The sequence below is a fragment of the Xanthomonas hawaiiensis genome (genome assembly GCF_031834635.1).
In the GTDB taxonomy this organism is placed as follows: Bacteria; Pseudomonadota; Gammaproteobacteria; order Xanthomonadales; family Xanthomonadaceae; genus Xanthomonas_A; species Xanthomonas_A sacchari.
Window position 1 is genome coordinate 4,681,104 of record NZ_CP115873.1, and the last position, 25,462, is coordinate 4,706,565.

22 protein-coding genes are annotated in these 25,462 nt (G+C 70.9%); 8 read left to right on the forward strand and 14 right to left on the reverse strand.

The annotated features are described in order from the left end of the window. Positions 1 to 159: 159 nt before the first annotated feature. The gene (locus PG878_RS20010) at positions 160 to 1,836 is read left to right on the forward strand and encodes a tannase/feruloyl esterase family alpha/beta hydrolase (protein WP_209030126.1); all 1,677 of its coding nucleotides are present in this window, start codon (positions 160 to 162) and stop codon (positions 1,834 to 1,836) included. Between the two features lie 61 nt (positions 1,837 to 1,897). Here the strand turns inward: PG878_RS20010 and fabG are convergent, their stop codons facing one another. The 9 genes from fabG to xanC all read right to left on the reverse strand — a co-directional run bounded on the left by fabG (position 1,898) and on the right by xanC (position 9,297). Continuing rightward, on the reverse strand, positions 1,898 to 2,635 hold the full coding sequence (fabG, locus tag PG878_RS20015; RefSeq protein ID WP_209030125.1) for a 3-oxoacyl-ACP reductase FabG: 738 nt from the start codon (positions 2,633 to 2,635) through the stop codon (positions 1,898 to 1,900). Positions 2,636 to 2,788: 153 nt separating this feature from the next. Continuing rightward, positions 2,789 to 3,220: a hotdog family protein gene (locus PG878_RS20020; protein ID WP_209030292.1), complete on the reverse strand. Its 432-nt coding sequence runs from the start codon at positions 3,218 to 3,220 to the stop codon at positions 2,789 to 2,791. Positions 3,221 to 3,224: 4 nt separating this feature from the next. Continuing rightward, the gene (locus PG878_RS20025) at positions 3,225 to 5,582 is read right to left on the reverse strand and encodes an MMPL family transporter (RefSeq protein WP_209030124.1); all 2,358 of its coding nucleotides are present in this window, start codon (positions 5,580 to 5,582) and stop codon (positions 3,225 to 3,227) included. Positions 5,583 to 5,676: 94 nt separating this feature from the next. Continuing rightward, positions 5,677 to 6,324: a LolA-related protein gene (locus PG878_RS20030; protein WP_304944645.1), complete on the reverse strand. Its 648-nt coding sequence runs from the start codon at positions 6,322 to 6,324 to the stop codon at positions 5,677 to 5,679. Then, entirely contained in the window at positions 6,248 to 7,222 is a 975-nt protein-coding gene (locus PG878_RS20035) for a lysophospholipid acyltransferase family protein (RefSeq protein WP_209030123.1), read from the reverse strand. The genes PG878_RS20030 and PG878_RS20035 overlap by 77 nt, the downstream gene beginning before the upstream one ends. Beyond that, complete coding sequence (locus tag PG878_RS20040; protein ID WP_017914445.1) at positions 7,219 to 7,506, reverse strand: ApeI family dehydratase; 288 nt, start codon at positions 7,504 to 7,506, stop codon at positions 7,219 to 7,221. The genes PG878_RS20035 and PG878_RS20040 overlap by 4 nt, the downstream gene beginning before the upstream one ends. A 9-nt stretch (positions 7,507 to 7,515) precedes the next feature. Then, positions 7,516 to 8,265 (reverse strand): lysophospholipid acyltransferase family protein, encoded by a 750-nt coding sequence (locus PG878_RS20045; RefSeq protein WP_209030290.1) that lies wholly within the window; start codon positions 8,263 to 8,265, stop codon positions 7,516 to 7,518. Between the two features lie 56 nt (positions 8,266 to 8,321). Then, positions 8,322 to 9,053, reverse strand: a complete 732-nt coding sequence (locus PG878_RS20050) for a COG4648 family protein (protein ID WP_209030122.1) — start codon at positions 9,051 to 9,053, stop codon at positions 8,322 to 8,324. Beyond that, complete coding sequence (gene xanC, locus PG878_RS20055; protein ID WP_003470209.1) at positions 9,028 to 9,297, reverse strand: xanthomonadin biosynthesis acyl carrier protein XanC; 270 nt, start codon at positions 9,295 to 9,297, stop codon at positions 9,028 to 9,030. Before xanC ends, PG878_RS20050 begins: the two co-directional genes overlap by 26 nt. A gap of 131 nt (positions 9,298 to 9,428) precedes the next feature. On the opposite strand from xanC, the gene PG878_RS20060 reads away from it, so the two are divergent. The 3 genes from PG878_RS20060 to PG878_RS20070 all read left to right on the forward strand — a co-directional run bounded on the left by PG878_RS20060 (position 9,429) and on the right by PG878_RS20070 (position 12,535). After that, complete coding sequence (locus tag PG878_RS20060; protein ID WP_209030121.1) at positions 9,429 to 10,787, forward strand: NAD(P)/FAD-dependent oxidoreductase; 1,359 nt, start codon at positions 9,429 to 9,431, stop codon at positions 10,785 to 10,787. Then, positions 10,784 to 11,800 carry a chorismate transformation FkbO/Hyg5 family protein gene (locus tag PG878_RS20065; RefSeq protein ID WP_209030120.1) on the forward strand — a complete coding sequence of 339 codons (1,017 nt, stop codon included), beginning with the start codon at positions 10,784 to 10,786 and terminating at the stop codon, positions 11,798 to 11,800. The genes PG878_RS20060 and PG878_RS20065 overlap by 4 nt, the downstream gene beginning before the upstream one ends. 198 nt (positions 11,801 to 11,998) lie before the next feature. After that, positions 11,999 to 12,535, forward strand: coding sequence for a P-loop nucleotide/nucleoside kinase family protein (locus tag PG878_RS20070; protein ID WP_209030119.1), 537 nt, complete (start codon positions 11,999 to 12,001; stop codon positions 12,533 to 12,535). Between the two features lie 120 nt (positions 12,536 to 12,655). On the opposite strand, the gene PG878_RS20075 is transcribed toward PG878_RS20070, so the two are convergent. The 4 genes from PG878_RS20075 to PG878_RS20090 form a co-directional block, all read right to left on the reverse strand. After that, a complete protein-coding gene (locus PG878_RS20075; protein WP_209030118.1) occupies positions 12,656 to 14,020 on the reverse strand; it encodes an AMP-binding protein in 1,365 nt (454 codons plus the stop codon). A gap of 106 nt (positions 14,021 to 14,126) precedes the next feature. Beyond that, on the reverse strand, positions 14,127 to 15,143 hold the full coding sequence (gene cydB, locus PG878_RS20080; RefSeq protein ID WP_209030117.1) for a cytochrome d ubiquinol oxidase subunit II: 1,017 nt from the start codon (positions 15,141 to 15,143) through the stop codon (positions 14,127 to 14,129). After that, positions 15,143 to 16,546 carry a cytochrome ubiquinol oxidase subunit I gene (locus PG878_RS20085; RefSeq protein ID WP_209030116.1) on the reverse strand — a complete coding sequence of 468 codons (1,404 nt, stop codon included), beginning with the start codon at positions 16,544 to 16,546 and terminating at the stop codon, positions 15,143 to 15,145. Before PG878_RS20085 ends, cydB begins: the two co-directional genes overlap by 1 nt. A 178-nt stretch (positions 16,547 to 16,724) precedes the next feature. Next, positions 16,725 to 17,084, reverse strand: coding sequence for a hypothetical protein (locus PG878_RS20090; RefSeq protein ID WP_209030115.1), 360 nt, complete (start codon positions 17,082 to 17,084; stop codon positions 16,725 to 16,727). Positions 17,085 to 17,353: 269 nt separating this feature from the next. On the opposite strand from PG878_RS20090, the gene PG878_RS20095 reads away from it, so the two are divergent. The 4 genes from PG878_RS20095 to PG878_RS20110 all read left to right on the forward strand — a co-directional run bounded on the left by PG878_RS20095 (position 17,354) and on the right by PG878_RS20110 (position 21,934). Continuing rightward, complete coding sequence (locus tag PG878_RS20095) at positions 17,354 to 19,738, forward strand: S9 family peptidase (protein WP_209030114.1); 2,385 nt, start codon at positions 17,354 to 17,356, stop codon at positions 19,736 to 19,738. Between the two features lie 403 nt (positions 19,739 to 20,141). After that, entirely contained in the window at positions 20,142 to 20,696 is a 555-nt protein-coding gene (locus PG878_RS20100) for a hypothetical protein (protein ID WP_209030113.1), read from the forward strand. A 75-nt stretch (positions 20,697 to 20,771) separates the two neighbouring features. Beyond that, positions 20,772 to 21,671 (forward strand): oxygen-dependent coproporphyrinogen oxidase, encoded by a 900-nt coding sequence (gene hemF, locus PG878_RS20105; RefSeq protein WP_209030112.1) that lies wholly within the window; start codon positions 20,772 to 20,774, stop codon positions 21,669 to 21,671. After that, a complete protein-coding gene (locus tag PG878_RS20110; RefSeq protein ID WP_209030111.1) occupies positions 21,668 to 21,934 on the forward strand; it encodes a DUF2164 domain-containing protein in 267 nt (88 codons plus the stop codon). The genes hemF and PG878_RS20110 overlap by 4 nt, the downstream gene beginning before the upstream one ends. A gap of 519 nt (positions 21,935 to 22,453) precedes the next feature. On the opposite strand, the gene polA is transcribed toward PG878_RS20110, so the two are convergent. After that, on the reverse strand, positions 22,454 to 25,225 hold the full coding sequence (gene polA / locus PG878_RS20115; RefSeq protein ID WP_209030110.1) for a DNA polymerase I: 2,772 nt from the start codon (positions 25,223 to 25,225) through the stop codon (positions 22,454 to 22,456). Positions 25,226 to 25,462: the final 237 nt, after the last annotated feature.

The window sequence follows — 25,462 nt, forward strand, 5'->3', positions numbered from 1 at the left end:
AACCGCCGCCGCGGCACGCCAGCGGGCGCCCCCATTGCGCGGCACGCGTCACACCGGGCGAATATCGCCCACGCATTCGCGTTTTCGCACGCACGGCGGTTGACGCCCCCGCGCCACCGGCGCGACACAGGCCCCCCGCGCCCTTCAGGAGAGAACCGCATGCGCTCCACGCTGCTCGCCCTGGCCCTGCCCCTGGCCGCTCTTGCTGCCTCCTCCACCGCACATGCGCAGACGACCGCGCGCGCACCGGCCACCCCGGCACCGCTGCAACAATCGTGCGACGCGCTGGCGAACCGGCTCGCCTATCCCGGCACCCGCTTCACCGCGGTGCGCAGCGTGGCCGCCGGCGCCCTGCAGGTGGCCGGCCAGCCGATCGGTGCGCACTGCCAGATCACCGGCCTGATGCACGAACGCGTCGGCAGCGACGGCCAGTCCTATGCGATCGGCTTCGAGATGCGCCTGCCGGCAGCGTGGAACGGGCGCTTCTTCTACCAGGCCAACGGCGGCCTGGACGGCAACGTGGTGCCCGCGCTCGGCGACATCGGCGGCGGCGGCCAGCGCGACAACCCGCTGCGCATGGGCTTTGCGGTCATCAGTTCCGATGCCGGGCACAGCAACGCGCAGAACCCGCTGTTCGGCCGCGACCCGCAGGCGCGGCTGGACTACGGCTACCAGGCGGTGCAGGCACTGACCCCGATGGCCAAGCGCGTGGTGCAGATCGCCTACGGCAAGGCGCCGGACTACAGCTACTTCGGCGGCTGCTCCAACGGCGGCCGCCACGGCATGGTCGCCGCCGCGCGCGACGCGCAGGACTACGATGGCATCCTGGTCGGCGACCCCGGGTTCCATTTGCCCAAGGCGGCGATCGCCGACCTGGCAGCGGCCCAGCAGCTGGCGGCGCTGGCCGGCGGCAGCGACACGCGCAGCGGCCTAAGCGCCGCCGAACGCAGCCTGGTGGCCGAGCGCATCGTCGCCACCTGCGATGCGCTGGACGGGGTGCGCGACGGCATGGTGCAGGACGTGGTCGCCTGCCAGCGCCGCTTCGACCTGAACCGCGACGTCGCCACCTGCGGCAGCGCCGGGCGCACCGGCCAATGCCTGACCCCAGCGCAGAAGCGCGCGCTCGGCGCCATCCACGCCGGCGTGCGCAACAGCGCCGGCACGCCGCTGTACGCGCCCTTCCCCTACGACCCGGGCATCGCCAGCGGCGACTGGGCCGGCTGGCGGCAGGACGCCTCGCTGACCCTGGTGCCCGGATCGGTGGCCTTCGGCTTCGTCACCCCGCCGGAGGAGCCTGCGGTGCTGCAGGACCTGAAGCGGTACGCGCTGCAGTTCGACATGGACCGCGACGCGCCGAAGATCTTCGCCACGGGCGGCGCCTTTCGCGAATCCGCATGGTCGTACATGACCCCGCCGAACGAGACCCAGCTGACCACGCTGAAGGCGCGCGGCGGCAAGCTGCTGATCTACCACGGCACCGGCGACGGCATCTTCTCCTTCGCCGACACCGCGGCCTGGTACGACCGCCTGCGCGCGGCCGACGCCGAGGCCGCCAGCTACGCGCGCCTGTTCGCGGTGCCGGCCATGGCCCATTGCGCCGGCGGACCGGCCACCGACCAGTTCGATGCGCTGACCCCGCTGGTGGCCTGGGTCGAGCAGGGCCAGGCGCCGGACGCCATCGTCGCCAACGCGCGCGGCAGCGGCAGCGCTGCGCCCAATACCGAGGTACCGGCAAGCTGGAGCAGCCAGCGCAGCCGCCCGCTGTGCCCGTATCCGCAGGTGGCGCGCTACGTCGGCGGCGACGTGGAGTCAGCGTCCAGTTTCGTCTGCCGCTGAGCGCGGATCGCCGTTGCGCCGCCGGCGTGGCGGCGCGACGACCGCATCGTCTTTGGCGCGGTCAGCCCATGCCGCCGTTGATGCCGATGACCTGGCCGTTGATGTAGGCGGCCGCGTCCGAGCACAGGAAGGCGACCAGCGCGGCCACTTCCTCCGGCTTGCCGGTGCGCCCGGCGGGGACCATCTGCTTGATCGTCTCCGGCGGGAACGCGCTCTCGGCCATCGCGCTCTGGATCACGCCCGGTGCGACCACGTTGACGCTGATCCCGCGGCTGGCCATTTCCCGCGCCAGCGACATGCTGGCGCCGTGCAGCGCGGCCTTGGCCGCGGCGTAGTTGGTCTGCCCGCGGTTGCCCAGCACCGCCGCCACCGAGGACACGCTGACGATGCGGCCCCAGCGCGTGCGCGCCATCGGCAGCAGCAGCGGCTGGGTGACGTGGAAGAAGCCGTGCAGCGACACGTCGATGACGGTGCGCCACTGCGCCGCGCTCATGCCCGCCATCGGCGCGTCGTCGTGGATGCCGGCGTTGTTGACCAGCACCTGGATCGGGCCGGCCTCCAGCAACGCCGCCAGCGCCTGCGCGCTGGCCTCGGCATCGGCCACATCGAACGCGACCGCCTCGGCGCTGCCGCCGGCAGCGACGATCGCCTCCACCACCGCCGCGGCACGCGCGACATTGGCATTGGCGTGCACGATCACGTGCAGGCCCTGCGCGGCCAGGGCGTGGCAGATCGCGCCACCGAGATCGCCACTGCCGCCGGTGACCAGGGCGCGGCGCGGGGAAGCAGGCTGGGACATCGTCGTTCCTTGAGCGGATGGGGGCGGGGCCGCCATCCTAGCGATTCACGGGCACGACGCCAGCCTGCTCACTCCTGCAGGGGCGGCGTCAGCCGCGACAGCACCATCGGTCAAGCGTCGCGGCTGAAGCCGCTCCTACGAAGGCGCCGGGCGCTACGCCGCGCCCAACATCACCGTCGCGCGGCCCTCGGCCAGCAACTGCCCGGCATGACGGATGCGGAAGGCGTACTGCTGGCTGTCCTCGGCCTGCAGCAGCACCTCGGCCTCGCCTTCGAGCGGACCGGGCAGGTCCTGCAGTTCGCCGACGTGCAACTGCACCCCGCGCAGCGCCACCAGCATGCCCGGCCGCACCGGCGTGCCGGCGGCACGGCCGAGCAGGCCGCCGTGCACCGCCATCGCCTGCGCGCCGTATTCGCACAGGTGCAGCGCGCGCAGCCGGCCGCCGCTGCGCAGCGGATGCGCGGCCTGGCGATGCGCGACGCTGCGCAGCATCACGCGTTGCGCGTCCCAGGCCACCACCTCTTCCCACAGGCACATCAGGCCCTGGTGCGGGACCAGCGCGGCGATGGCGTCGCGTCCGTGCAATGGCTCAGTGTGCATGGCTCTCCTCCTGGGCGTCGCTGGCGGTCTCGCGCGAAATCAGCAGCGCCAGCACGAAATTGAACAACACGCCCAGCGCCACCGTGCTGCCGATCGCGCGCAGCACCGGGATGCTGGAGGCGGCCAGCAGCGCGAACACCAGCAGGGTCATCAGGCTGCACACGATCAGCGCATGCAGGGTGCGCAACTGGTCGGCGCGGTCGTCGCCGGCGTGGTCGAAGAACAGCGCGTAGTCCAGGCCCAGGCCGGCGGCCAGGATCAGCGCGATCAGGTGGAACAGGTTCAGCTCGACCCCGCAGCCGCGCAGGATCGCCAGGATCAGCAGCGTGGTCAGCGCCATCGGCAGCAGCACGCGCACGATGCGTCGCGGCGTGCGCAGCGCGATCGCCACGGTCAGCGCCAGCAGCACCGCGGCCACGCCCAGCGCGGCGAGCACGCGGCCGCGATAGGCCGCGACCAGCGATTCGGAGGCGTCCTTGAGGTCCAGCAATTGCGCGCCGCTGCCCTGCACCGCGCGCGCCAGTTGCGCCGGATCGCGCAGGCCGGTCAGCGACACCAGTGCGGTGGTGCGATCCGGGCGCTCCAGCAGCAGGCCGCCGACGGGTGTCGCCAGCGGCGTGCCGTGCAGGTCGCGCGCGGTCAGCAGCGGCGCCGTGCGCGCGGCCTGCAGGTCGGCCAGGAACGGCGCGAAGGCGTCGGCGCGGAATGGCGTGGCGGCGACCGCCGCGGCGGTGATCGCCTGCGCCTGCGCCGGAGCGGGCAAGGCGGCCTGGCGCCGGCGCTGGGTGGCGGCGCTGGGCAGGTAGCGCGCGGCCATGTCGTAGCCGGCCAGTTCGCCCTGCGCCACCAGCGCATCCAGGCGCGGGCGCAGGCGTTCGGACGCGGCCAGCGCGGCCTCGGCCGAGGCCGCCGGCAGCGCCAGCACGTAGCGCACGTCGGGCGCACCCAGTTCCTGGCGCAGGTGCGCGTCGCGGGCCAGGCCGTCGGCCGGCACCGGGGTCAGCTTGGACAGGTCGTTCTGCCAGAACGGCCCCGGCGCGAACACGATCACCGCGGCTGCCAGCAGGACCAGCGGCAGCAGCGACCAGCGCGGCCGCGGCAGCCGCGCGATGCCGCGCCACAACCGCTCCAGCATCGGCGAATCGGCATGATCGCGCGGCGAGGGGTCGATCAGCGCCGGCAGCAGCAGGCGCGTGGTCAGCGCCGCCACCAGCAGGCCGGCGATGGTGAACACCGCCAGCTGGCGCAGGCCGTCCACGCCGGAGAACAGGAAGGTGACGTAGGCAATGCAGGTGGAGACCACGCCGGTGGCCAGGGTCGGCCACAGGTGACGGGCGTTCTCGCGCGGATCCAGGCCCGGGCGCTGGTGGCTGAACAGGTGGATCGGGTAGTCCTGCACCACGCCGATCAGGGTGAAGCCGAACGCCACGGTGATGCCGTGCACGCCGTCGAACAGCAGCGCCACCGCGCCCAGGCCGGCCAGGCCGGCGCTGGCCAGCGGCAGCACGCCCAGCACCGGGATCTTCCAGCTGCGGTAGGCCACCAGCAGCAGCACGATCAGCCCCACCGTATCCAGGGTGCCGATCCACTGCGCCTCGTTCTGGGTGCGCCCGCCGATCTCCACCGAGAACGCGCCGGGGCCGGTCAGGGTCAGCTTGCTGCTGGTGCCGGCGCTGACCTTGGCGAAGGCGGCGTGGATCGCGTCCACCGCGCGCTGCTGGCCGGTGGGGTCGAAGCCGGCCGCGCGGGTCTGCGCCACCAGCAGCGCATCCTTGCCGGCGCGGTCGAACCACACCCCGTCGCGCTGCTGCGGGCCGCCGGCTGGCTGCAGGCTCTCGGCCAGGTGCAGCACCTCCAGGGTCGGATCGCGCGGCAGCAGCGGCTCCACCATCGCCGCCGCCGGCGAGCCCAGGTCCTGCAGACGCGCCTGCAGCGCATCGCGCAGGGTCGGCGCATCCAGCGGCCTGGCGTCGAAGCTGTCGCTGAGCAGATAGCGGTACGGCAACAGGCGCGGCGGGATCGCGTCCAGGCCGGCGTCGGCGCCGTTGGCGACCAGTTCGAACACGTCGTGCTGCGCCGCCAGTTCGGCATGCAGCGCCTGCGACTGCCGCGCCAGCGTGGCCGGGTCGGCCCCGGACAGCGACATCAGCAGCAGCCGCGAGCCTGGACCTTCGCCGAGTTCGTCGAGCAGGAGCTTCTGCGCAGGAGTGCGGGCTTCCGGCATGAATTTACGAAGATCACCCGACACCTGCAGCGCATTGCCCAACCAGATGCCGGCCACGGTGAGTAGCGCCAGCCACAGCAGCGCCAGCGAGATGCGCATCTTCGAACTCAGGGCCCGCGTCATCGCCGCGCCCCCACGCCAGCCTGCGCCGTGCAATCAGCCGCACGCGCAGCCGTCGGACCGGCAGCACGCTGCCGGCGGGCGGCTCGTGCGGGGATCACGCCGCGTCGCCGTGGCACAGCGCGGTCAGCGCGGCGCCGTCGGCGATGGCGCCGGCGGCCTGCGCGGCGCCGGCCAGCAGGGTGCGCTGGACGTCGCCCTTGGCCGGGGTGGTCTCGATGCAGCGCAGTTCGGCGCCGCGGCCGTACAGCCGCAGGCTGCGCACGTGCGCGGCCATGGCCGCATCCTTGGGCTGCAATTGCAGCTGCCAGCGCTCGCGGGTGCCGCTGCTGCTGATGTCGAACTGCTGCTGCAGCAGCGCGCGGTCACCGGACAGCAACGCGCCGAAGCCGCTCTGCAGGCCGGCCAGTTCCGGCACCCGCGCCAGCGAGAAGCGCCGCGGCGGCTTGCCGTCGCGCTCCAGCGTGGCGTCGCCGCCACGCAGGGTGGTGGTCTCGTGGTACGGCGCGGTGACCTCGCGCACCAGGGTCTGCGCGTCCGGGCGGCGGTACTCGCCCTGCACCCGCAGCGGCGCCTTCAGCAGTGCCGAGCCGCGCAGTTCGACGAAAGCGGTGCTGACCGGCGCCGGCCGCGCCAGCTTCTGCAGGATCCAGTCGGCGTCCGGCGCCTCAGGCGATGCGGCGCTCAGCGGTGCGGCGCTGCACAGCAGTATCAGCATCCACGGCAAGGTGCGGCGCATCGGCATGGCGGTTGTTCCAGAAGTCGTAGAAGTTGAACCAGTTGTAGGGTGCGGAGCGGGTGTAATGCTCCAGCCTGGCGGCGTAATCGCGGATGAGCGCGGCCAGCACCGGCGCACGCTGCCGGCGCGGCAGGTCCAGGCCTTCGCTGAAGGTCTCGAACACCAGTTCGTAGCGGTTGCCGCCGCGGTACAGCCCGAACGCCAGCACCACCGGCACCTTGAGCGCGGCGGCGATCAGCCACGGGGAGGTCGGGAACAGCGCGCCCTGGCCGATGAAGGCGGCCGGCAGCGCCGGGTCCTCCGGGCGTGGCCGGTCCACCAGCAGCGCGACCAGCGCGCCCTCGTCGGTGGCCTGCTTGATCGCCATGACGATCGAGGTGCTGTCCATGCCGGCGTCGATGATGTTGGCGGCCAGCTGCGGGTTCAGCGCGCCGAGCAGGTCGGTCATCGCCGGGTTGTGGGCCTTGTCCAGCACCACCTTGACCTGCACGTCCGGGCGCTCGGTGGCCAGCACCCGCAGCGCGTCGAAGCTGCCCAGGTGCGAGCCGAAGATCAGCACGCCGCGGCCGCGGTCCATCTGCGCGTGCAACTGGTCCAGGCCGCGGATCTGCACCCGGAAGCGGTGCATCTGCCCGCACAGCATGAACACCCGGTCGAGGATGGTCGAGGCGAAGGTGTGGATGTGCCGGGCCACCTCCAGCAGGGTGGCCGGGCGGTCGAACACGCGGCTCAGGTAGTGCCGCGAGTCGCGCCGCTCCGGGCCGCGCACCAGCAGGAAGTACAGGGTGATCGGATACAGCAGCAGGCGGCCGACGGCACGGCCGCCGTAGCGGGCGATGCTGCGGATCAGCCACAGGGCGAAACGGCCGCCGCCTTCCGGACGGTGCTTCCAGCCGGCGCTCACGGCGCGGCCTCGGCGTTGAGTTCGCCGCTGACCAGCAGGTCCTCGCCGCGCAGCACGCGGAAGCGCCAGCGCGGTGCGGCGCCGTCCAGTTCCACCCGCGCCGGCTGGCCGGGGAACAGCGGCTGCACGAACTTCACCTGCGGCAGGCGCAGCGGCGCGCGCGCGCCGTGCGCCGCCTCCACGGCCTGCAGCACGTGGTCCAGCACCACGACGCCGGGCACCACCGGGCGGCCCGGGAAGTGGCCGGGCAGGCTGGGATGATCATGCGGTACGACGAATTGCATACGGGCGACTCATATCCTGGGTTCGAGCATCGCACGGACGGCCTGGTGCGCGCGCTGGGTCAATTCCTGGCGAGTCAGCGGGCCGTCCTCGCCGTTCACCGGGATCGGCGTGCCGATCCGCACCCGGATGACGCCGGGCCGGACCCGGAACAGGCTGGTCGGCGGCAGCACCTTGCCCGCCCCGTCCAGCGCCACCGGCACCACGTCCACCCCGGCATCGATCGCGGCCTGCAGCAGCCCGGCCTTGAACTCGGCCAGCGCGCCGCTGCGGCTGCGGGTGCCTTCCGGAAACAGGCACAGGTCCTGGCCACGGCGCAGCAGCGCCGCCGCCTCGCGCCGCATCATCGCCCCGGCGCGGCGGCTGTCGCGGTCCAGGAACAGCATGCCGGTGTCGCGCGCATACCAGTTCACGAACGGCACCTTCAGCATCTCGTCCTTGAGCAGGAAGCGCAGCGGCACCGGCAGCGCCATGAACAGCGCGCAGATGTCGATGATCGACTGGTGGTTGCTGACGAACAGGTGGTTGCGCGACCAGTCCACCCGCTCGCGGCCCTCCACCTGCAGTCGCGCCCCGGCGCCGAACAGCAGCACCGGCGCCCAGAAGCGCGCAGCCATGCGCAGCGGCAGGCGCGGTCCGCTCAGCCGCAGCAACACCAGCGCAACGACGATGCCCAGCGCGGTGTGCGCCAGGGTGAACACCAACTGCAGGGCGTTCCACACCGCCCAGGCCATGCGCGAGGGCATCCCTGCCTGCGGCAACTTGCTGTTTTCCTTGATGATCTGCACGACTCTTGCGTCCCCTGCACTCCCGCACGTCAGCGCAACAGATCGCGCCAAAAAACCGGCCCCAGCCGCGCCAACCGGTGCAGGAAATCGGGCAGATTACGGTAGGGACGCTGCGGAAACCAGCGCCCGCGCAGCAGATACTCGCCGACGAAGAAGCCGCCGATGACCCCGTAGCCCAGCAGATTGGCGAACAGCGAGGCGCGCGCGTCGCTGATCGGCAGCGGCGCGGCCAGGCCCAGTTGCGCCAGCACCCCGCTGGGCTGGGCGCACAGCGCCAGCACCAGGTTGAGCAGGGTCAGCCCCACCAGCAGCAGGGTCCAGGCCAGGGTCAGGCGGCGGGTGTAGCGCAGTTGCTCCGCGGTGATCGGCATGCCGGCCTGCCGGTACAGGGCCTCGACGATGCGGGTAATCAACGGTGTGCGCCCGCGCTGCAGGCTGCGCCCGAAGAACCAGGCCACCCAGGCGGTGAACAGGACCGGCGGCGCGGCCAGCAGCAGCAGGGCGTGCGGCGAGCGCCACAGCGGCACCAGCGCCGCCGTCGCGGCGATGGCCAGCGCCCAGGCCCAGGGCCGCCAGCGCGCCATCGGCTCCACCAGCACCATCAGCACCAGCGCCGCCCCGGCCAGCACCGCCAGGTCCGGGCGGTGCGCGGCGTTGGCCCAGTGCGCCAGCGGCGAGTAGGCCAGCGCCAGCAGCACGCCCAGGGCCAGCGCCCAGGGCGCGGCGTCGGCCGGCTCAGCTGGTCTTGTTGGCTTCGACATGCGCCGACAGCGCGCGTAGCGAGGCGAAGATGCGGCGGTTCTCGTCGTTGTCCGAACGCAGCTGGAAGCCGTAGCGCTTGCTGATCGCCAGCGCCAGTTCCAGGGCGTCGATCGAGTCCAGCCCCAGGCCGGTATTGAACAGCGGCGCCTCCGGATCGATGTCGCCGGGCTGGACGTCTTCCAGGTTCAGGCTCTCGACCAGCAGCTCGGCCAGTTCACGTTCGGCGGCGGTTTGCGAAGACATCCAGGGGCTTCCAGGCGTAAGGACGGGTGCGACAAGATGGTGCATCGGGCGCTGCGGCGCAACCATCGGCCCGCGAACAGCACGCTATCATGCCGTTTCGCCCCGCCGTTGCGCCCGCAGGTTCCCTCAGGATGACGTCCTCCGCTGTTGCTTCCCCTCCCCCCACCGCAAGCGCCATCGAGGCGGAAACGCCCGACGTGCTGGTGATCGGCGGGGGGCCGGCCGGCTGCGCGGCGGCGATCGCCCTGGCGCAACGCGGCTGGCGGGTGACGGTGCTGGAAAAGGACCACCACCCACGCTTCCACATCGGCGAATCGCTGCTGCCGATGAACATGCCGATCCTGCGGCGGCTGGGCGTGCTGGACCAGGTGCGGGCGATCGGCGTGCTCAAGCTCGGCGCCGACTTCCCCAACGACGCCGGCGGCTACAACACTTTTCGTTTCGCGCATGCGCTGGGCGCGCAGTCCGACTTCGCGCTGCAGGTGCCGCGCGCCGACTTCGACCGGGTGCTGTTCGCCCACGCGCGTGCGGTCGGCGCCGACGTGCATGAGGGCGTGCGGGTCGAGGCGGTGCAACTGGACGGCGAGACGCCGACGGTGCAGGCGCGCAGCGCCGACGGCGTGCGCCACTACCGGCCGCGCTACCTGATCGACGCCAGCGGCCGCGACACCTTCCTCGGCAACAAGCTCAAGCTCAAGCGCGCCAACCCGCGGCACCAGTCGGCGGCGCTGTTCAGCCATTTCCGCGGCGTGGCGCGGCGCCCGGGCGAGGACGCCGGCAACATCAGCATCTACCGCCACGCGCACGGCTGGATGTGGCTGATCCCGCTGCCCGACGACGTGATGAGCGTCGGCGCGGTGTGCGACCCGGAGTACATGAAGACCCGTCAGGGCTGCGACAGCGAGACGTTCCTGCTGCGCACCCTGGCGCTGAATCCGGACGTGGTGGCGCGCATGGCCGGCGCGCAGCGCGTGGCGCCGGTGCATGCCACCGGCAACTACGCCTACGAATGCACGCGCATGAGCGGCCCACGCTGGCTGATGCTCGGCGACGCCTACGCCTTCGTCGACCCGATGTTCTCCTCGGGCGTGTACCTGGCCATGCACAGCGCCGAGCGCGGCGCGGCCATGGTCGACGCGGCGCTGCGCGACCCGGCCCGCGAAGCGCGACTGCAACGGCGCCTGGAACGGCACCTGCGCGGCGGCCTGGACGAGTTCAAGTGGTTCATCTACCGCTTCACCTCGCCGACCATGCGCGAGCTGTTCGCGCAGCCGCGCAACGTGCTGCAGGTGGAACAGGCGGTGGTGGCGATGCTCGCCGGCGACGTGTTCGACAACCGCGCGGTGCTGCGCCGCCTGCGCGTGTTCCGCGCCATCTATGCGCTGTCCGCGGTGGCGATGCTGCCGCGGGCGTGGCGCGCCTGGCGCCACCGCCGCCGCCAGGCCCGCGAACAGTTCCACGGCGACACCTTGCACGGAGACACCCCATGAGCCGCCCGCACCTGCAGTTCCCGCACCACACGCAGGGCCATCCGCAGTTGCAGGTGGACTACGTCGCCGAGACCGATCCCAGCCAGTTGCTGGCCGAGGACCGCGTGCTGGCGGTGTTCGGCTTCGGCGAGACCGCGCCCTACCACGACGACCCGCGCTACCTGCGCGTGCCGCTGCAGCCGCACGGCCCGCGCATGCTCGAGGTGTGGCGCACCGACGCGCCGGTGCACAGCGGCCGCGACGGCGCCATCGCCTGGGCCAGCGACGGCCGCCTGCAGTTCGGCGTGATCGAGATCGACGAGCGCCAGGTCGACCTGGACATCGAGGAAGCCGCCGCGCTCGCCTACGCGCAGCTCAGCGGCTTCGTCGCCGGCAGCGCCACCCCGCGCCTGCTGCGGATCTGGAACTACCTGGATGCGATCACCCTGGGCAGCGGCGACCGCGAGCGCTACCGGCGCTTCTGCGTCGGCCGCGCGCGCGGGCTGGGCGATTTCGACGCCACCCAGTTGCCGGCGGCGACCGCGGTCGGCCGCTGCGACGACGCGCGGGTGATGCAGATCTACTGGCTGGCCGCCGCGCAGGCCGGCACCCCGCTGGAGAACCCGCGCCAGGTCAGCGCCTACCGCTACCCGCGCCAGTACGGCCCGCAGCCGCCCAGCTTCGCCCGCGCCATGCTGCCGCCGGCCGGCAGCGACATGCCGCTGCTGCTGTCGGGCACCGCCAGCGTGGTCGGCCACGCCTCCATGCACCAGGGCCAGTTGCTGGCGCAGCTGGAGGAAACCTTCGCCAACTTCGATGCCCTGCTGGCGGCCGCGCGCGAACACGCCCCGGACCTGCCGCCGCAGTTCGGCGACGGCACCCGCCTGAAGGTCTACGTGCGCGAGCCCGGCGACCTGCCGCTGGTCGCCGACGCACTGGATGCGCGCTTCGGCGAGCGCGTGCCGCGCCTGCTGCTGCACGCGGTGATCTGCCGCGACGAATTGGCGGTGGAGATCGACGGCGTGCATGGTTGAGCACCCGCGTCGCTGAGTGCGCGAGCTCGCCATCGCCGCGCCGGCGCTGCGGTTGGCTCGATCAGGCGTCGAACGCTGCGAGGTGTTAGGCCATCACTGCTGCCGCGGTTCGCCGCTTGCAAAGACGCGCACCGATTTCCAAGTCACGTCGCCGGATGATCGGTGGCGCCCGTTCCAGACCTTTTGCACCGGCATGCCATGTCCGACAGTCGCCGCAAGATCGTGATCGTGTCCGGCGCGCCTGGCGCAGGGAAAACCACCTTGGCGGTCCCGCTCGCCGAACGGCTCGGATTTCCGCTGTTCTGCAAGGATGTCATCAAGGAAACCCTGACCGACGCCCTCGGCGACAGCGGCGGCGATCTCGCCGCATCGCGCCGGATCGGCGGCGCGGCGATGGAACTGCTCTGGTCGCTGGCGCGCCATGCGCCGCAGGCGGTGCTGGAAGCCAACTTCCGGCCGCGCAGCGCGTACGAACGCGACAAACTGGTCAGCCTGGACGCCGTCATCGTCGAAGTGCACTGCGACTGCGGCCCCGACGAAACCGCCCGACGTTTTCGGGAGCGCGCCGCGGCCAGCACGCATCACGCAGCGCATCCGTTGAAAGCACTGTCGCCGGACATGCTCGCCGAGTACGCCGGACCGGTCGGACTAGGAGCCGTGGTCGCGGTGGATACGCGCATGCCGGTGGACATGGAGCGCCTCGTCGCCGAGGTGTCGAAACGCTTGTCCGAGTGAAGCGAGCCGTCGCTTCGAACGCGAGCGACGCTGGGCACACACAGGCTCCATCATGCGCAGCCCGTCCTAACGCGTCGACAATCCGATCGGCCTGGTGGACCGGTGCAATCTTCCTGCGCCTCAGGCGTCGCGCTCTCCAGCCAACAACGCCAGCATGCGATCGCGCGGCAGCTTGCCGGTCTCGTTGCGCGGCAGGGCGTCGAGCAGGCGCAAGCGGCGCGGCAGGAACACCGGGTCCAGTTCGCGGCGCAGCGCGGTCAGGATCGCGGCTTCGTCCAGGGTTGGCGCCACCACCACCGCGGCGATGCGGCCTACCGCCTGGCCCGGTTCCGGGTCCAGTTGCAGCATCGCGCCGTCGACCACGCCCGGCAGGGCCAGCAGGCGCCGGGTGAGGTCGGCCAGCGAGGCGCGCTTGCCGGCGATCTCCAGCAGGTCGGCCTGGCGGCCGCGCACCTGGAAGCGGCCGTCGGCGTCCACTTCCATCAGGTCGGCCAGCAGCACCGGCTGCGGCAGGTGCGGCGCATGCACCAGGGTGCCGTCCGGCTGCGGCGCCACGCGCACGCCGGGCAACGGCGTCCACGGCACCTCGCAGGCGGTGCGGCGGCTGGCGAACACGCAGGTCTCGGTGGAGCCGAACATCTCGCGCACCTGCCCGCCGAAGCGCGCCTCGGCGGCGGCGGCCAGGTCCTGCGCCAGCGGCGCGGTGGCCGAGACGATGCCGGCCAGCGGCGGCAGGGCGACGCCGGATTCGACCAGCGCGCGCAGATGCACGGGCGTGGTCACCAACAGACGGGGCGCCGGCAACTGCGCCAGTGCGCGGGCCACGTCCTCGGGAAAGAACGGGCGCCCGGCGTGCACCGCCAGCGGCGTCACCAGCGGCAGCAGGATCGACAACTCCATGCCGTACATGTGCTGCGGCGGCACCGTCGCCACCACCTGCGGCACCGCCGTGTCCGGCCACAGCCCGACCAGCGCCAGCAGGTCCTGGCGGGTGCTGGTGAGAAAGCTGCCCCAGGTCTTGGGATTGGGCTTGGGCGCGCCGGTGCTGCCGGAGGTGAAGCCGATCGCGACCAACGCGTCGTCGGCCAGCTGCGGCATCGGCCCGTCCAGCGACGGCAGCGCGTCCGGCAACTGCCAGTAGCGCGGCGGCGGCTCGGCCAGCGCCAGGTCGCCCAGGCAGTAGCAGTCGGCATGGGTGCGCTGCACCTCGGCCACCACCGCCGGCGCACGCGAGGACGGCAGCAACGAAGTCTGCCCGCGCAGCGCCACCGCGCAGAACGCGACCATGAAGCGATAGCGGTCCTCGCACAGGTTCAGCGCGTGCCTGCCGGCCGGCAGCACCGCGGCCAGGCCGCGCACGTGGCCGAGGAAGGTTGCCAGGTCGATGTGCTCGCCGTTGGCGAAGGCCAGCGGCCGCCGCGCGTCGCCGACGGCCAGCGGGTGCAACAGGGGCGAAGCGGGAATCTCGGAGGAAACGGCGGACATGCGGGGCGGCGGCTCGGGCGGGCAATGACCCGCACGGCGCGGGAGTCGGTAGCTTGGCCGCCACCGCCGCCGCTGGCAAGCCGGCCGGCCGCCGCGGCGGCCGCCGTCAGTGGTGGTAGCCGGTGTCGGCGGTGATCTTGCCGCGGAACACCCGGTACGACCACGCGGTGTAGCCCAGGATCACCGGCAGCAGCACCGCCAGCCCGACCAGCACGAAGCCCTGCGAGGACGGCGGCGAGGCCGCTTCCCAGATGGTCAGCCCGGGCGGCACGATGTTCGGCCAGATGCCCAGCACCAGGCCGAAGAAGCCGAGCACGAAGAAGCACAGGGTCAGCACGAACGGGCGCGCATCGCGGCCCTGCGCCATCGCCGCGCGCCACAGCGCCAGCGCGTTGACCAGCACCAGCAGCGGCACCGGCGACAGCCACCAGAAGTTCCCGTCGTGGAACCAGCGCGCCATGATCCGCGAGTCCAGGAACGGCAGCCAGGCGCTGACCAGGCCCATGAACACCACCACCACCAGCACCAGTGGCCGGGTCAGGGTGCGGGCGATGCGCTGCATCGCGCCCTCGGTCTTGAGGATCAGCCAGCTGCCGCCGAGCAACGCGTAGCCGAACACCACCGCCGCGCCGGTGAGCATCGAGAACGGGCTGAACCAGCCCAGCACCCCGCCCAAATACTTGCCGTCCTGCAGCGGCATGCCTTCCACCAGCGCGCCGAGGATCACCCCCTGCCAGAACGCCGCGCACAACGAGCCCAGCGCGAACGCCCAGCCCCACAGGTATTTGGAGCTGCGCGCCTTGAAGCGGAACTCGAAGGCCACGCCGCGGAACACCAGTGCGATCAACATCAGCAGCACCGGCAGGTACAGCGCCGACAGTACGATCGCGTAGGCCTTGGGGAAGGCCGCCAGCAGGCCGGCACCGCCGAGCACCAGCCAGGTCTCGTTGCCGTCCCAGATCGGCGCGGCGGTGTTCATCATCAGGTCGAGCTGGTCTTCGTCCTCGGCGAACGGCGCCAGGATGCCCAGGCCGAGCACGAAGCCGTCCAGCAGCACGTACATCAGCACGCCGAAGCCGATCACGCCGAACCAGATCACCGGCAATACGGTCGCCATGTCCATCAGCGGGTCTCCTCGATGTCGTCGTCGGCCGCCGACAGCGGCCGCGCCGGGGTCTTGTCGCCCTCCTGCATGCGCGGCGCCGGCTCGTGCGGCAGCGGCCCGTGGCGCAGCATACGCAGGATGTACCAACTGCCGAAGCCGAACACCAGCGCGTAGGCGAGCACGTACACGCTCAGCGAAATCCACACCATCGCCGGGCTGAGCGTCGGGCTGACCGCATCGCGGGTATGCAGCAGGCCGTAGATCACGTAGGGCTGGCGCCCGATCTCGGTGACGAACCAGCCGGCGACCAGCGCCACGAACCCGGCCGGCAGCATCGCGTTCCACGCCAGGTGCAGCGCGCGCCGGCGCAGCAGCGTGCCGCGCCACCAAAAGAACAGCGACACCAGCGCCAGCAGCAGCATCGCCATGCCCAGCCCGACCATCACCCGGAACGCATAGAACACCGGCTTCACCGGCGGCCGCTCGTCGCGCGGCACCGCGGTCAGCGGGGTGATCTCGCCATCCAGCGTATGCGTCAGGATCACGCTGCCCAGGCGCGGGATGGTCACCTCGTAGTCGTTGCGCTCGGCGGCCTCGTTGGGCACCGCGAACACCACCAGCGGCACGCCCTGTCCCGGCGCCTCGCCATGCCAGTGGCCTTCCATCGCCGCCACCTTGATCGGCTGGTGCTCGAGCGTGTTCAGGCCGTGCGCATCGCCGGCGGCGATCTGCAGCGGCAGCGCGATCGCGGCGAACGCCACCGCCAGCTTGAGCATGCGCCCGGCCGCGTCCAGGTGCTCGCCGCGACGCAGGTACCAGCCGCTGACCCCGCCGATCACGAAGCACGTCGTGATGAACGCGGCCAGCACCATGTGCGTGAGCCGGTACGGGAACGAGGGATTGAAGATCACCTCGCGCCAGTTGGCCGGATGGAACACGCCCTCGACCACCGCGTAGCCGGCCGGGGTCTGCAGCCAGCTGTTGGCCGAGAGGATCCAGAAGGTGGAGATCAGCGTGCCGATCGCGACCAGGCAGGTGGCCAGGAAGTGCAGCTTCTCCGGCACCTTGTGCCAACCGAACAGCATCACGCCGAGGAACGAGGCTTCCAGGAAGAACGCGGTCAGCACCTCGTAGCTGAGCAGCGGGCCGAGGATGTTGCCGGCCCGTTCGCTGAGCACCGCCCAGTTGGTGCCGAACTGGAAACTCATCACGATGCCGCTGACCACACCCATGCCGAAGGACACGGCGAAGATCTTCAGCCAGAAGAAGTACAGATCGCGCCACACCGTGTCGCGGGTGCGCAGCCAGCGCCACTCCAGGAACGCCAGCCAGCTCGACAGGCCGATGGTGAAGGCCGGGAACAGCACGTGGAAACTGATGACGAATCCGAACTGGATGCGCGACAGCAGCAGGGCGTCCATGGGTAGCGCCTGAGGCAGCGGAAACGATGCCTATTGTTGGTGCGGCGCGGCGAAATGGGATGTGACGGTTTGTCGCAGCGCCTCCATCGCCGCGGGGTTGGCGCGATCGCGACCAGGGGGAAGCGTGTTCTGTTCGATCCTCGGTTCATCGGGCCACGTCTCAAGCCAGGCGCCTCCATCAACGAGACAAAGCCAGCTTCACCTCGACTTCCTTTTTGCATCGCATGCTCACCTCGGGAAACGTCCACTTCCCGACAGCGTCAATCACCGCTTCGGCGTATCCGGAATCGGAGAATTCCCTTCTGTCCACCTGTTTGACATCAACCCTCGATATGTCGGCAAACGAGACGCCGCCATTCCTTTCAATCACGATCACGACGTAGATCGAGCCGGCGAACTGGCTCTCCGTACGCCCCGGCAGCGCTGGCCGAATGGTGTCAAGCGGACGCAAGCGGGACGCACAGTCGTTCTTTGGCAGGTCGTGCGTTTGCTGTCCGCCACCTGTTGCAAGCGCCACCCACACAAGCACACTCGTCATGGAACACCCGTTTGCGATGCTTGCCTCAGTCAGTGGCGTGCCGGCCTTGGCCTGCGTTGTTCCAGGCCATCTTCAGCTGAAGCCAGGCGCGGTGTGACAGGCGATCATGACGCCGCCACCGCGTGGGCCGATCTACCCGGCGCTTATCCGCCAGCACCGTCGCCAAGACGACAAGTCCGCCGCTGCCGGTGGCGCCCATGACCAACGGCGCAATCGCGCCGCCCCGGCGGCTGCTACGCTTGCGGTTTGCCGTTCGCCCGGAATTCCAGATGCGTCGTTTCGCCCTGAGCGCTGTCGTGTTGCTGTCCCTGTCCTGCCTGGCGCCGCTGGCCGCGGCCCAGGAGGCCGCCGCCCCGCTGACCATCGAGCAGGCCATGGCCGATCCGGACTGGATCGGGCCGCCGGTCGAGGACGCCTGGTGGGCCTGGGACGGACGCCAGGTGCAGTACCAGCTCAAGCGCACCGGCAGCCCGGTGCGCGACACCTACCGCCAGGGCGTCGACGGCGGCGCCGCGCAACGGGTCGAGGACGCCCAGCGCAGCACGCTGGACGCGGCCAATCCGGTCTACGACGCGCGCCGCCAGCGCATGCTGTTCGTGCGCAACGGCGACGTGTTCCTGCGCGACCTGCGCAGCGGCGCGCTGACCCAGCTGACCCGCAGCAACCAGGCCGCCGCACGGCCGCAGTTCGCCACCGATGGCGGCGCGCTGTGGCGGGTCGGCAACGACTGGTACCGCTGGAGCCCAGGCGGCGGCGTGCAGCAGGCCGCGGTGCTCAAGGCCGAGCGCGACCCCGATGCCGCGCCCAAGCCCGACGTGTTGCGCGACCAGCAACTGCGCACCCTGGAAACCCTGGCCCGCGACCGCGCGCAGCGCGAGCTGCTGCGCCAGCAGGAGCAGGCCTGGCGCCGCGCCGACAGCAGTCGCGCGCCGGCGCCGGTGTACCTGGGCGACGACGTGGTGGTCGACGACAGCGCGCTGTCGCCGGACGGTCGCCACCTGCTGGTGGTGACCCACGCCAAGGGCGCAGAAGAAGGCCGCGACAGCAAGATGCCGCGCTACGTGACCGAATCCGGCTACGCCGAGTTCCAGGAAGCGCGCACCCTGGTCGGGCGCAATTCGCCGGTGGCGCAGACCCTGTGGCTGGTCGATGCGGTGGCCGGCAGCGCGCGCAAGCTCGATCTGTCGGTGCTGCCCGGCATCGGCACCGATCCGTTGGCCGCGCTGCGCAAGGCGGCCAAGCAGGAGCCGCTGCAGGGCCCGCGTGCGGTGCGCGTGGAAACCGACGGCGACGGCAGCGGCGCCTCGATGCACTGGAGCGAGGACGGCCGCAACGTCGCCGTGCTGCTGCGCGCGGTGGACAACAAGGACCGCTGGATCGCCAGCGTCGACCTGGACAAGGCGGTGCTGCAGCCGCGCCACCGCCTGACCGATCCGGCCTGGATCAACTGGAGCTTCAACGACTTCGGCTGGATGCCGGACAACCAGACGCTGTGGCTGCTGTCCGAGCAGTCCGGCTATTCGCACCTGTACACCCAGCGCGGCAACGAGAAGCCGCGCCAGCGCACCTCCGGCAAATGGGAAGTGTCCGCGCCGGTGGTCAGCGCCGACGGCCAGGGCTTCCTGTTCCTGTGCAACCGCAAGTGGCCGGGCGACTACGAGGTGTGCAAGCTCGACCTGCGCAACGACAGCGTCACCGAGCTGACCTCGCTGGACGGCGTCGAAGACTTCGCACTGTCGCCGGACGGCCAGCAACTGCTGGTGCACTACTCCGGCCCCTATCTGCCGCCGCAACTGGCGGTGCTTCCGGCCGCCGGCGGCAACGCGCGCGTGCTCACCGACACCCGCAGCGCCGCGTTCAAGGCGCGTCCGTGGGTGCAGCCGCAGTTCGTGCAGGTGCCGTCCAAGCACGGCGCCGGCACCGTCTGGGGCAAGTACTACGGTCCGGCGCAGCCGGAGCCGGGCAAGCGCTATCCGGTAGTGATGTTCGTGCACGGCGCCGGCTACCTGCAGAACGTGTCGGCGCGCTACACCCCGTACTTCCGCGAGCAGATGTTCCACAACCTGCTGGTGCAGAAGGGCTACATCGTGCTGGACCTGGACTACCGCGCCAGCGCCGGCTACGGCCGCGACTGGCGCACCGCGATCTACCGCGACATGGGCCATCCCGAGCTGGAGGACTACCTGGACGGCCTGGACTGGCTGGTCGACAGCAAGCAGGGCGACCGCGGCCGCGCCGGCATCTACGGCGGCTCCTACGGCGGCTTCATGACCTACATGGCGCTGTTCCGCAGCCCCGGCACATTCAAGGCCGGCGCCGCGCTGCGCCCGGTGGCCGACTGGAGCCAGTACAACCACGAGTACACCTCCAACATCCTCAACACCCCGGACCTGGACCCGGAGGCCTATCGCACCTCCTCGCCGATCGAGTACGCCAGCGGGCTGCGCGACCACCTGCTGATCGCCCACGGCATGGTCGACGACAACGTGTTCTTCAAGGACTCGGTGGACATGACCCAGAAGCTGATCGAACTGCACAAGGACAACTGGGAGATCGCGCCGTACCCGATGGAGAAGCACGGCTTCACCCGCGCCGACTCCTGGCTGGACGAGTACAAGCGCATCCTCAAGCTGTTCGAGCGCGAGCTGCGCTGAGCCGGCCGCATACCGAGGCACCTGCCGTCCACGTGCGGCAGGTGCCGGGGGAACACCGCGCGGCGCCCGCAGGACACCGTCACCTCCTGCGTCCGCCACGCATCGCGCCGTTCCGTAGGAGCGGCTTCAGCCGCGACGCGTGACCGGTGAGGCCCGTCGCGGCTGAAGCCGCTCCTACGCGAGCACACACAGCCAACGGACTCGGCAATACCTTCCCTGGCGGTTTTGGCAGCCCCCGGCCCGGACCGCAACGGTACGACCTTGCCGTCGGCCACGCGCCCGGCACATGCGCAGGGCACCATCCCGCGCCCCACCCGGCTTGCGCCTGGGTCCGCCATCCCTATCCTTGCCGGACCGCCGCCGGTGCGCGCCGCCAGCGCCGCCCCGCCCCGAAGGACCGCCGATGTCGCCCCCGCCCCTGCCAGCCGCCCGCAACCAGACCATCGACGCGATGGCCAAGCTCACGCTGCTGCTGGGGGTGCTGTCGCTGCTGTATGGGATTGGCCAGGCGCTGCTGCTGCTGGCATTGCCGGACGGGGCGATCGAGGGCGCGCTGCGCGAGGCCGGCCTGCCATTGCCGCCGCTGCTGCAGTGGTGCGTGACCCATGCGCTGGCCCTGTCCTGGCTGACCGCGCTGCTGTCCGCGGCGCTGTGCGCGGCGGCGTGGGCGCTGCTGCAACGGCGCGACTGGGCGCGGCGGGCGTTCATCGTGTTCCTGGTGGTCACCGCCGCGGCCAACTTCGCGGCGCTGCCGCTGCTGTGGCAACTGTTCGACCTGCTGCATGCGTGGACGCTGCAGCAGGGCGTCGACCCGCAACAGCTCCAGCACGACCTGGCCCTGGGCCGGATCACGCTCATGGTCAGCGGCGCGCTGACCGCCCTGGTCTTCGCCGGCCTGCACGGCTGGTTGGTCTACCAGTTGTGCCGCCCTGCCATCCGCGCCGAGTTCCGCCGCTGATGCACCCCGACCGATCTGCAGCGTCCGTGCAGCCGGCCGCAGACGACTGACACAGCCAGCTTCTAGAATGGCGGCATGCATACTTTCGACCGTGTCCGCGACTATCTCACCGGCCTGCAGGACCGCATCTGCGCGGCGATCGAGGCCACCGACGGCCAGGCCCGTTTCGCCGAAGACCTGTGGCAGCGCGCGGAGGGCGGCGGCGGCCGCACCCGCATCCTGCGCGACGGCGCGGTGTTCGAGCAGGCCGGCATCGGCTTTTCCGACGTCGCCGGCACCCGCCTGCCGCCCTCGGCCAGCGCCAATCGCCCGGAACTGGCCGGCGCCTCCTGGCGCGCGGTCGGGGTGTCGCTGGTGTTCCACCCGCTCAGTCCGTACATCCCCACCACCCACGCCAACGTGCGCTACTTCGAAGCGCAGCGCGATGGCGCCACCGTGGCCTGGTGGTTCGGCGGCGGCTTCGACCTGACCCCGTACTACCCGTTCGACGAGGACGCCCGCCACTGGCACCAGACCGCGCACGACCTGTGCGCGCCGTTCGGCGAAGATCGCTATCCGGCGCACAAGCGCTGGTGCGACGAGTACTTCTTCCTCAAGCACCGCAACGAGACCCGCGGCGTCGGCGGCCTGTTCTTCGACGACCTGCATGCCGATTTCGAGCGCGACTTCGCCTACCAGCGCGCGGTCGGCGACGGCTTCCTCGACGCCTACCTGCCGATCGTGGAACGCCGCCGCGGCCAGCCCTGGGGCGAGCGCGAGCGCGAGTTCCAGCTGTACCGGCGCGGCCGCTACGTCGAATTCAACCTGGTCTACGACCGCGGCACCCTGTTCGGCCTGCAGAGCGGCGGCCGCAGCGAGAGCATCCTGATGAGCCTGCCGCCGCGGGTGCGCTGGGAATACGGCTTCCAGCCGGAACCGGGCAGCGCCGAGGCACGCCTGGCCGAGTACCTGGTGCCGCGCGAATGGCTGGCATGAGCGCGCCGGCGCGCACCGCGGTGCTGGGCCGCGAGGACAAGCGCGCCATCGCCGAACAGCTGCAGGCCTACCTGCGCACCGAGCTGCAGCAGCAGGTCGGCGCGTTCGAGGCCGAATTCCTGCTCGACTTCGTCGCCGAGCGCATCGGCCCGCACTATTACAACCGCGGCCTGGACGACGCCCGCGCCACGCTGGCCGCGCAGATGGACACGCTGGACGACGCGCTCTATCAACTGCAGCAGCCCACCGACGCGCGCCGCTGAACGCGGCAGAAGACGCCAGGAAGGCGGCGCCGAAAAACCTGCGGGCATAAAAAAGCCCCGCGGACCAGGGGGAGGTCGGCGGGGCCAGGGAACGGAGACTTGGGGAGGAGTCGCCGTTCCTGGATCTGCTCCAGGGGATGGGAGGAGATCCGCGACAGGTATTGCGCCTGTCGAGGGATATAAGAACATTTCCCACCTTGCTCGTTCGTGAAGATTTAAGTTAAAAATTTGTCAGATTAAGGACGGATTCATTCCCAAAACTCGTCCGAAATAAACCACGTCAAAATTCCGTTCAATCGCTGCAGCGCCCGTGCCGCAGGGTGTGACGCCAGTTGGAATTCAAGGGGCTTCCGCGCGCCACAGGGTCAAAAAAGCGGCACAAATGGGAAGCGAAAATCACTGGCGGGATAATCCGTCCGAAAACCCGATTCAATTCTCCACGGGCACGCACGCACGCTGTCTACGCAAGGCACCGCAACGTCATGCCGGGTCCTGGATCCATCTCCAGGACCCGGGCGCTCAATGCGCCTCGTCCCAGTTGTCGCCCACGCCGCTGTCCACCACCAGCGGGACCTTCAGCTCCGCCGCAGCGGACATCCGCCCGGTCACTTCCGGCAGCAAGGTGTCGACGAAGTCGGCATCGGCCTCGAACACCAGTTCGTCGTGCACCTGCAGGATCATCAGCGCGCGGTCGCGGTGGTCCTGCAGCCAGGCGTCCACGCCGACCATGGCGCGCTTGATGATGTCGGCGGCGGTGCCCTGCATCGGCGCGTTGATCGCCGCGCGCTCGGCGCCGGCACGCAGGCCCTGCTGGCGGGCGTTGATGTCGTTCAGGTACAGGCGGCGGCCGAACAGGGTCTCCACGTAGCCCTGGGTGCGCGCCTGCTCGCGCATGCGTTCCATGAAGTCGCGCACGCCCGGGTAGCGGCTGAAGTACAGGGCCACGTAGTCCTGGGCCTCGCCGCGGCCGATGCCCAGGTTGCGGGCCAGGCCGAACGCGCTCATGCCGTACATCAGGCCGAAGTTGATCGCCTTGGCGGCGCGCCGTTCGTTGCCGGTGACGTCCTCCAGCTTGCGCCCGAACACCTCGGCGGCGGTGGCGCGGTGCACGTCCACGCCGCTGCCGAAGGCGCGCAGCAGGCCCGGGTCCTCGGACAGGTGGGCCATGATCCGCAGCTCGATCTGCGAATAGTCGCAGGCGATCAGCTTGCGCCCGGGCGGGGCGACGAAGGCGCGGCGGATGCGGCGGCCGTCGTCGGTGCGGATCGGAATGTTCTGCAGGTTGGGATCGGAGGAGGACAACCGCCCGGTGGCGGCGCCGGCCTGGTGGTAGCTGGTGTGCACGCGGCCGGTGGCGGGGTTGACCATTTCCGGCAGCTTGTCGGTGTAGGTGCTGCGCAGCTTGGCCAGGCCGCGGTACTCCAGGATCACCCGCGGCAGCTCGTGCTGGTCGGCGATCGCCTCCAGTGCTTCTTCGTTGGTGCTGGGCTGGCCCTTGGGCGTCTTCAGCACCGCCGGCAGCTTGAGTTCGTCGAACAGCACCGCCTGCAGTTGCTTCGGCGAATCCATGTTGAAGCTGCGCCCGGCCAGTTCGGTGGCCTTCTGCTGCGCGGCCAGCATGCGCTGGCTCAGCTCCTGGCTCTGCTTGCGCAGCTCGGCGATGTCCACGCAGACGCCGTTGGCCTCGACCCGCGCCAGCACCGGCACCAGCGGCATCTCGATCTCGCGGTAGACCCGCGCCAGCGCCGGTTCGGCCTCCAACTGCGTCGACAGCGTGCGGTGCAGGCGCAGGGTGATGTCGGCGTCCTCGGCGGCATAGCGGGTGGCGTCGTCGATGGCCACCTGCGAGAAGGCGATCTGCTTGGCGCCCTTGCCGGCCACGTCCTCGTACTTGACCGTGTCGTAGCCCAGGTAGCGCCTGGCCAGCGAGTCCATGTCGTGGCGGCTGGCGGTGGAATTGAGCACGAAGCTCTCCAGCATGGTGTCGTCGGCGTAGCCCTGCACGTCCACGCCGTGGCGGCGCAGCACGTGCAGGTCGTACTTGCCGTGCTGGCCGACCTTGGCCTTGGCCGGGTCCTCCAGCAGTGGCTTGAGCATCTCCAGCGCCAGCGCGCGATCCAGTTGCACCGGTGCACCGGGATAGTCGTGGCCCAGCGGCAGGTAGTCGGCGCGGCCCGGCTCGGTGGCGAAGCTGAGTCCGACCAGGTTGGCGCGCATGGCGTCCAGCGCGTCGGTCTCGGTGTCGAAGGCGAAACCGTCGGCGGCGCGCAGGCGCCCCAGGAGTTCCTCGAACTGCGCGGGCGTGCTTACCGCGGTGTAGTCGCCCTTGGCGGCCAGTGCCGGATCCAGCGCCGTATCGGCAACCGGCGCCGCGGCCCGGGCATACCCGGCGGCGGTGCCGCGCAGGCTGGGCGTCGCCTCGCTGGCGGTCTCCGGCGCGGCCACGCCGCCGTCCAGGTCGCGCAGCGCCTGGGTGAAGCCGTAGCGCTGGTACAGGCCGCGCAACTGCTCCGGCTCCTGTTCGCGCAGGCCCAGGGTACGCGGCCCGCCGGCCAGCGCCACGTCGGTCTTGATGGTGACCAGTTCGCGGTTCAGCGGCAGCCGCTGCAGCGCCGCGCGCAGGTTGTCGCCGATCTTGCCCTTGATCGCATCGGCATGCGCGATCACCCCGTCCAGCGAGCCGTACTCGGCCAGCCACTTGGCCGCGGTCTTGGGCCCGCACTTCTCCACCCCGGGCACGTTGTCGATGGCATCGCCCATCAGTGCCAGCAGGTCGACGATCTGGTGTGGCCAGACCCCGAACTTCTCCATCACCGCCGCATCCGAATCCATGCGGCTGCCGCTCATGGTGTTGACCAGATGCACGCCGGGGCGCACCAGCTGGGCGAAATCCTTGTCGCCGGTGGAGATGGTGACGTCCAGGCCGTCGCCGGCACCCTGCAGGGCCAGCGTGCCGATCACGTCGTCGGCCTCGACCCCGTCCTCGCGCAGGATGGTGATGCCCAGCGCATGCACGATCTGGCACATCGGCTCGACCTGCGCGCGCAGCTCGTCGGGCATCGGCGGGCGGTTGGCCTTGTACTGCGGGTACAGATCGTCGCGGAAGGTCTTGCCCGGCGCGTCGACCACGAAGGCGACGTACTCGGGGCGCTCCTTCAGGGTGGCGCGCAGCATGTTGACCACGCCGAACAGCGCGCCGGTGGGCTCGCCGGCGGCATTGGTCAGCGGCGGAAGCGCGTGAAACGCGCGATACAGGTAACTGGACCCGTCGATCAGGACTAATCGGCTCATCTGCCAATTCTACGCTGCCGCGTGTAGCCCCTCTCCCACTGGGAGAGGGATTGGGGGGAGGGTCCGGCGCGAAGCGACTCGCTGACTTGATCCACGAGGCTGCGCCCGCACCCTCATCCGCCCCTGCGGGGCACCTTCTCCCGGTGGGAGAAGGGAACAGCCAGGAGCCCCTCTCCCCCCGGGAGAGGGGTTGGGGTGAGGGTACGGCGCGCAGCGACGCGCTGACGTGATCCACGC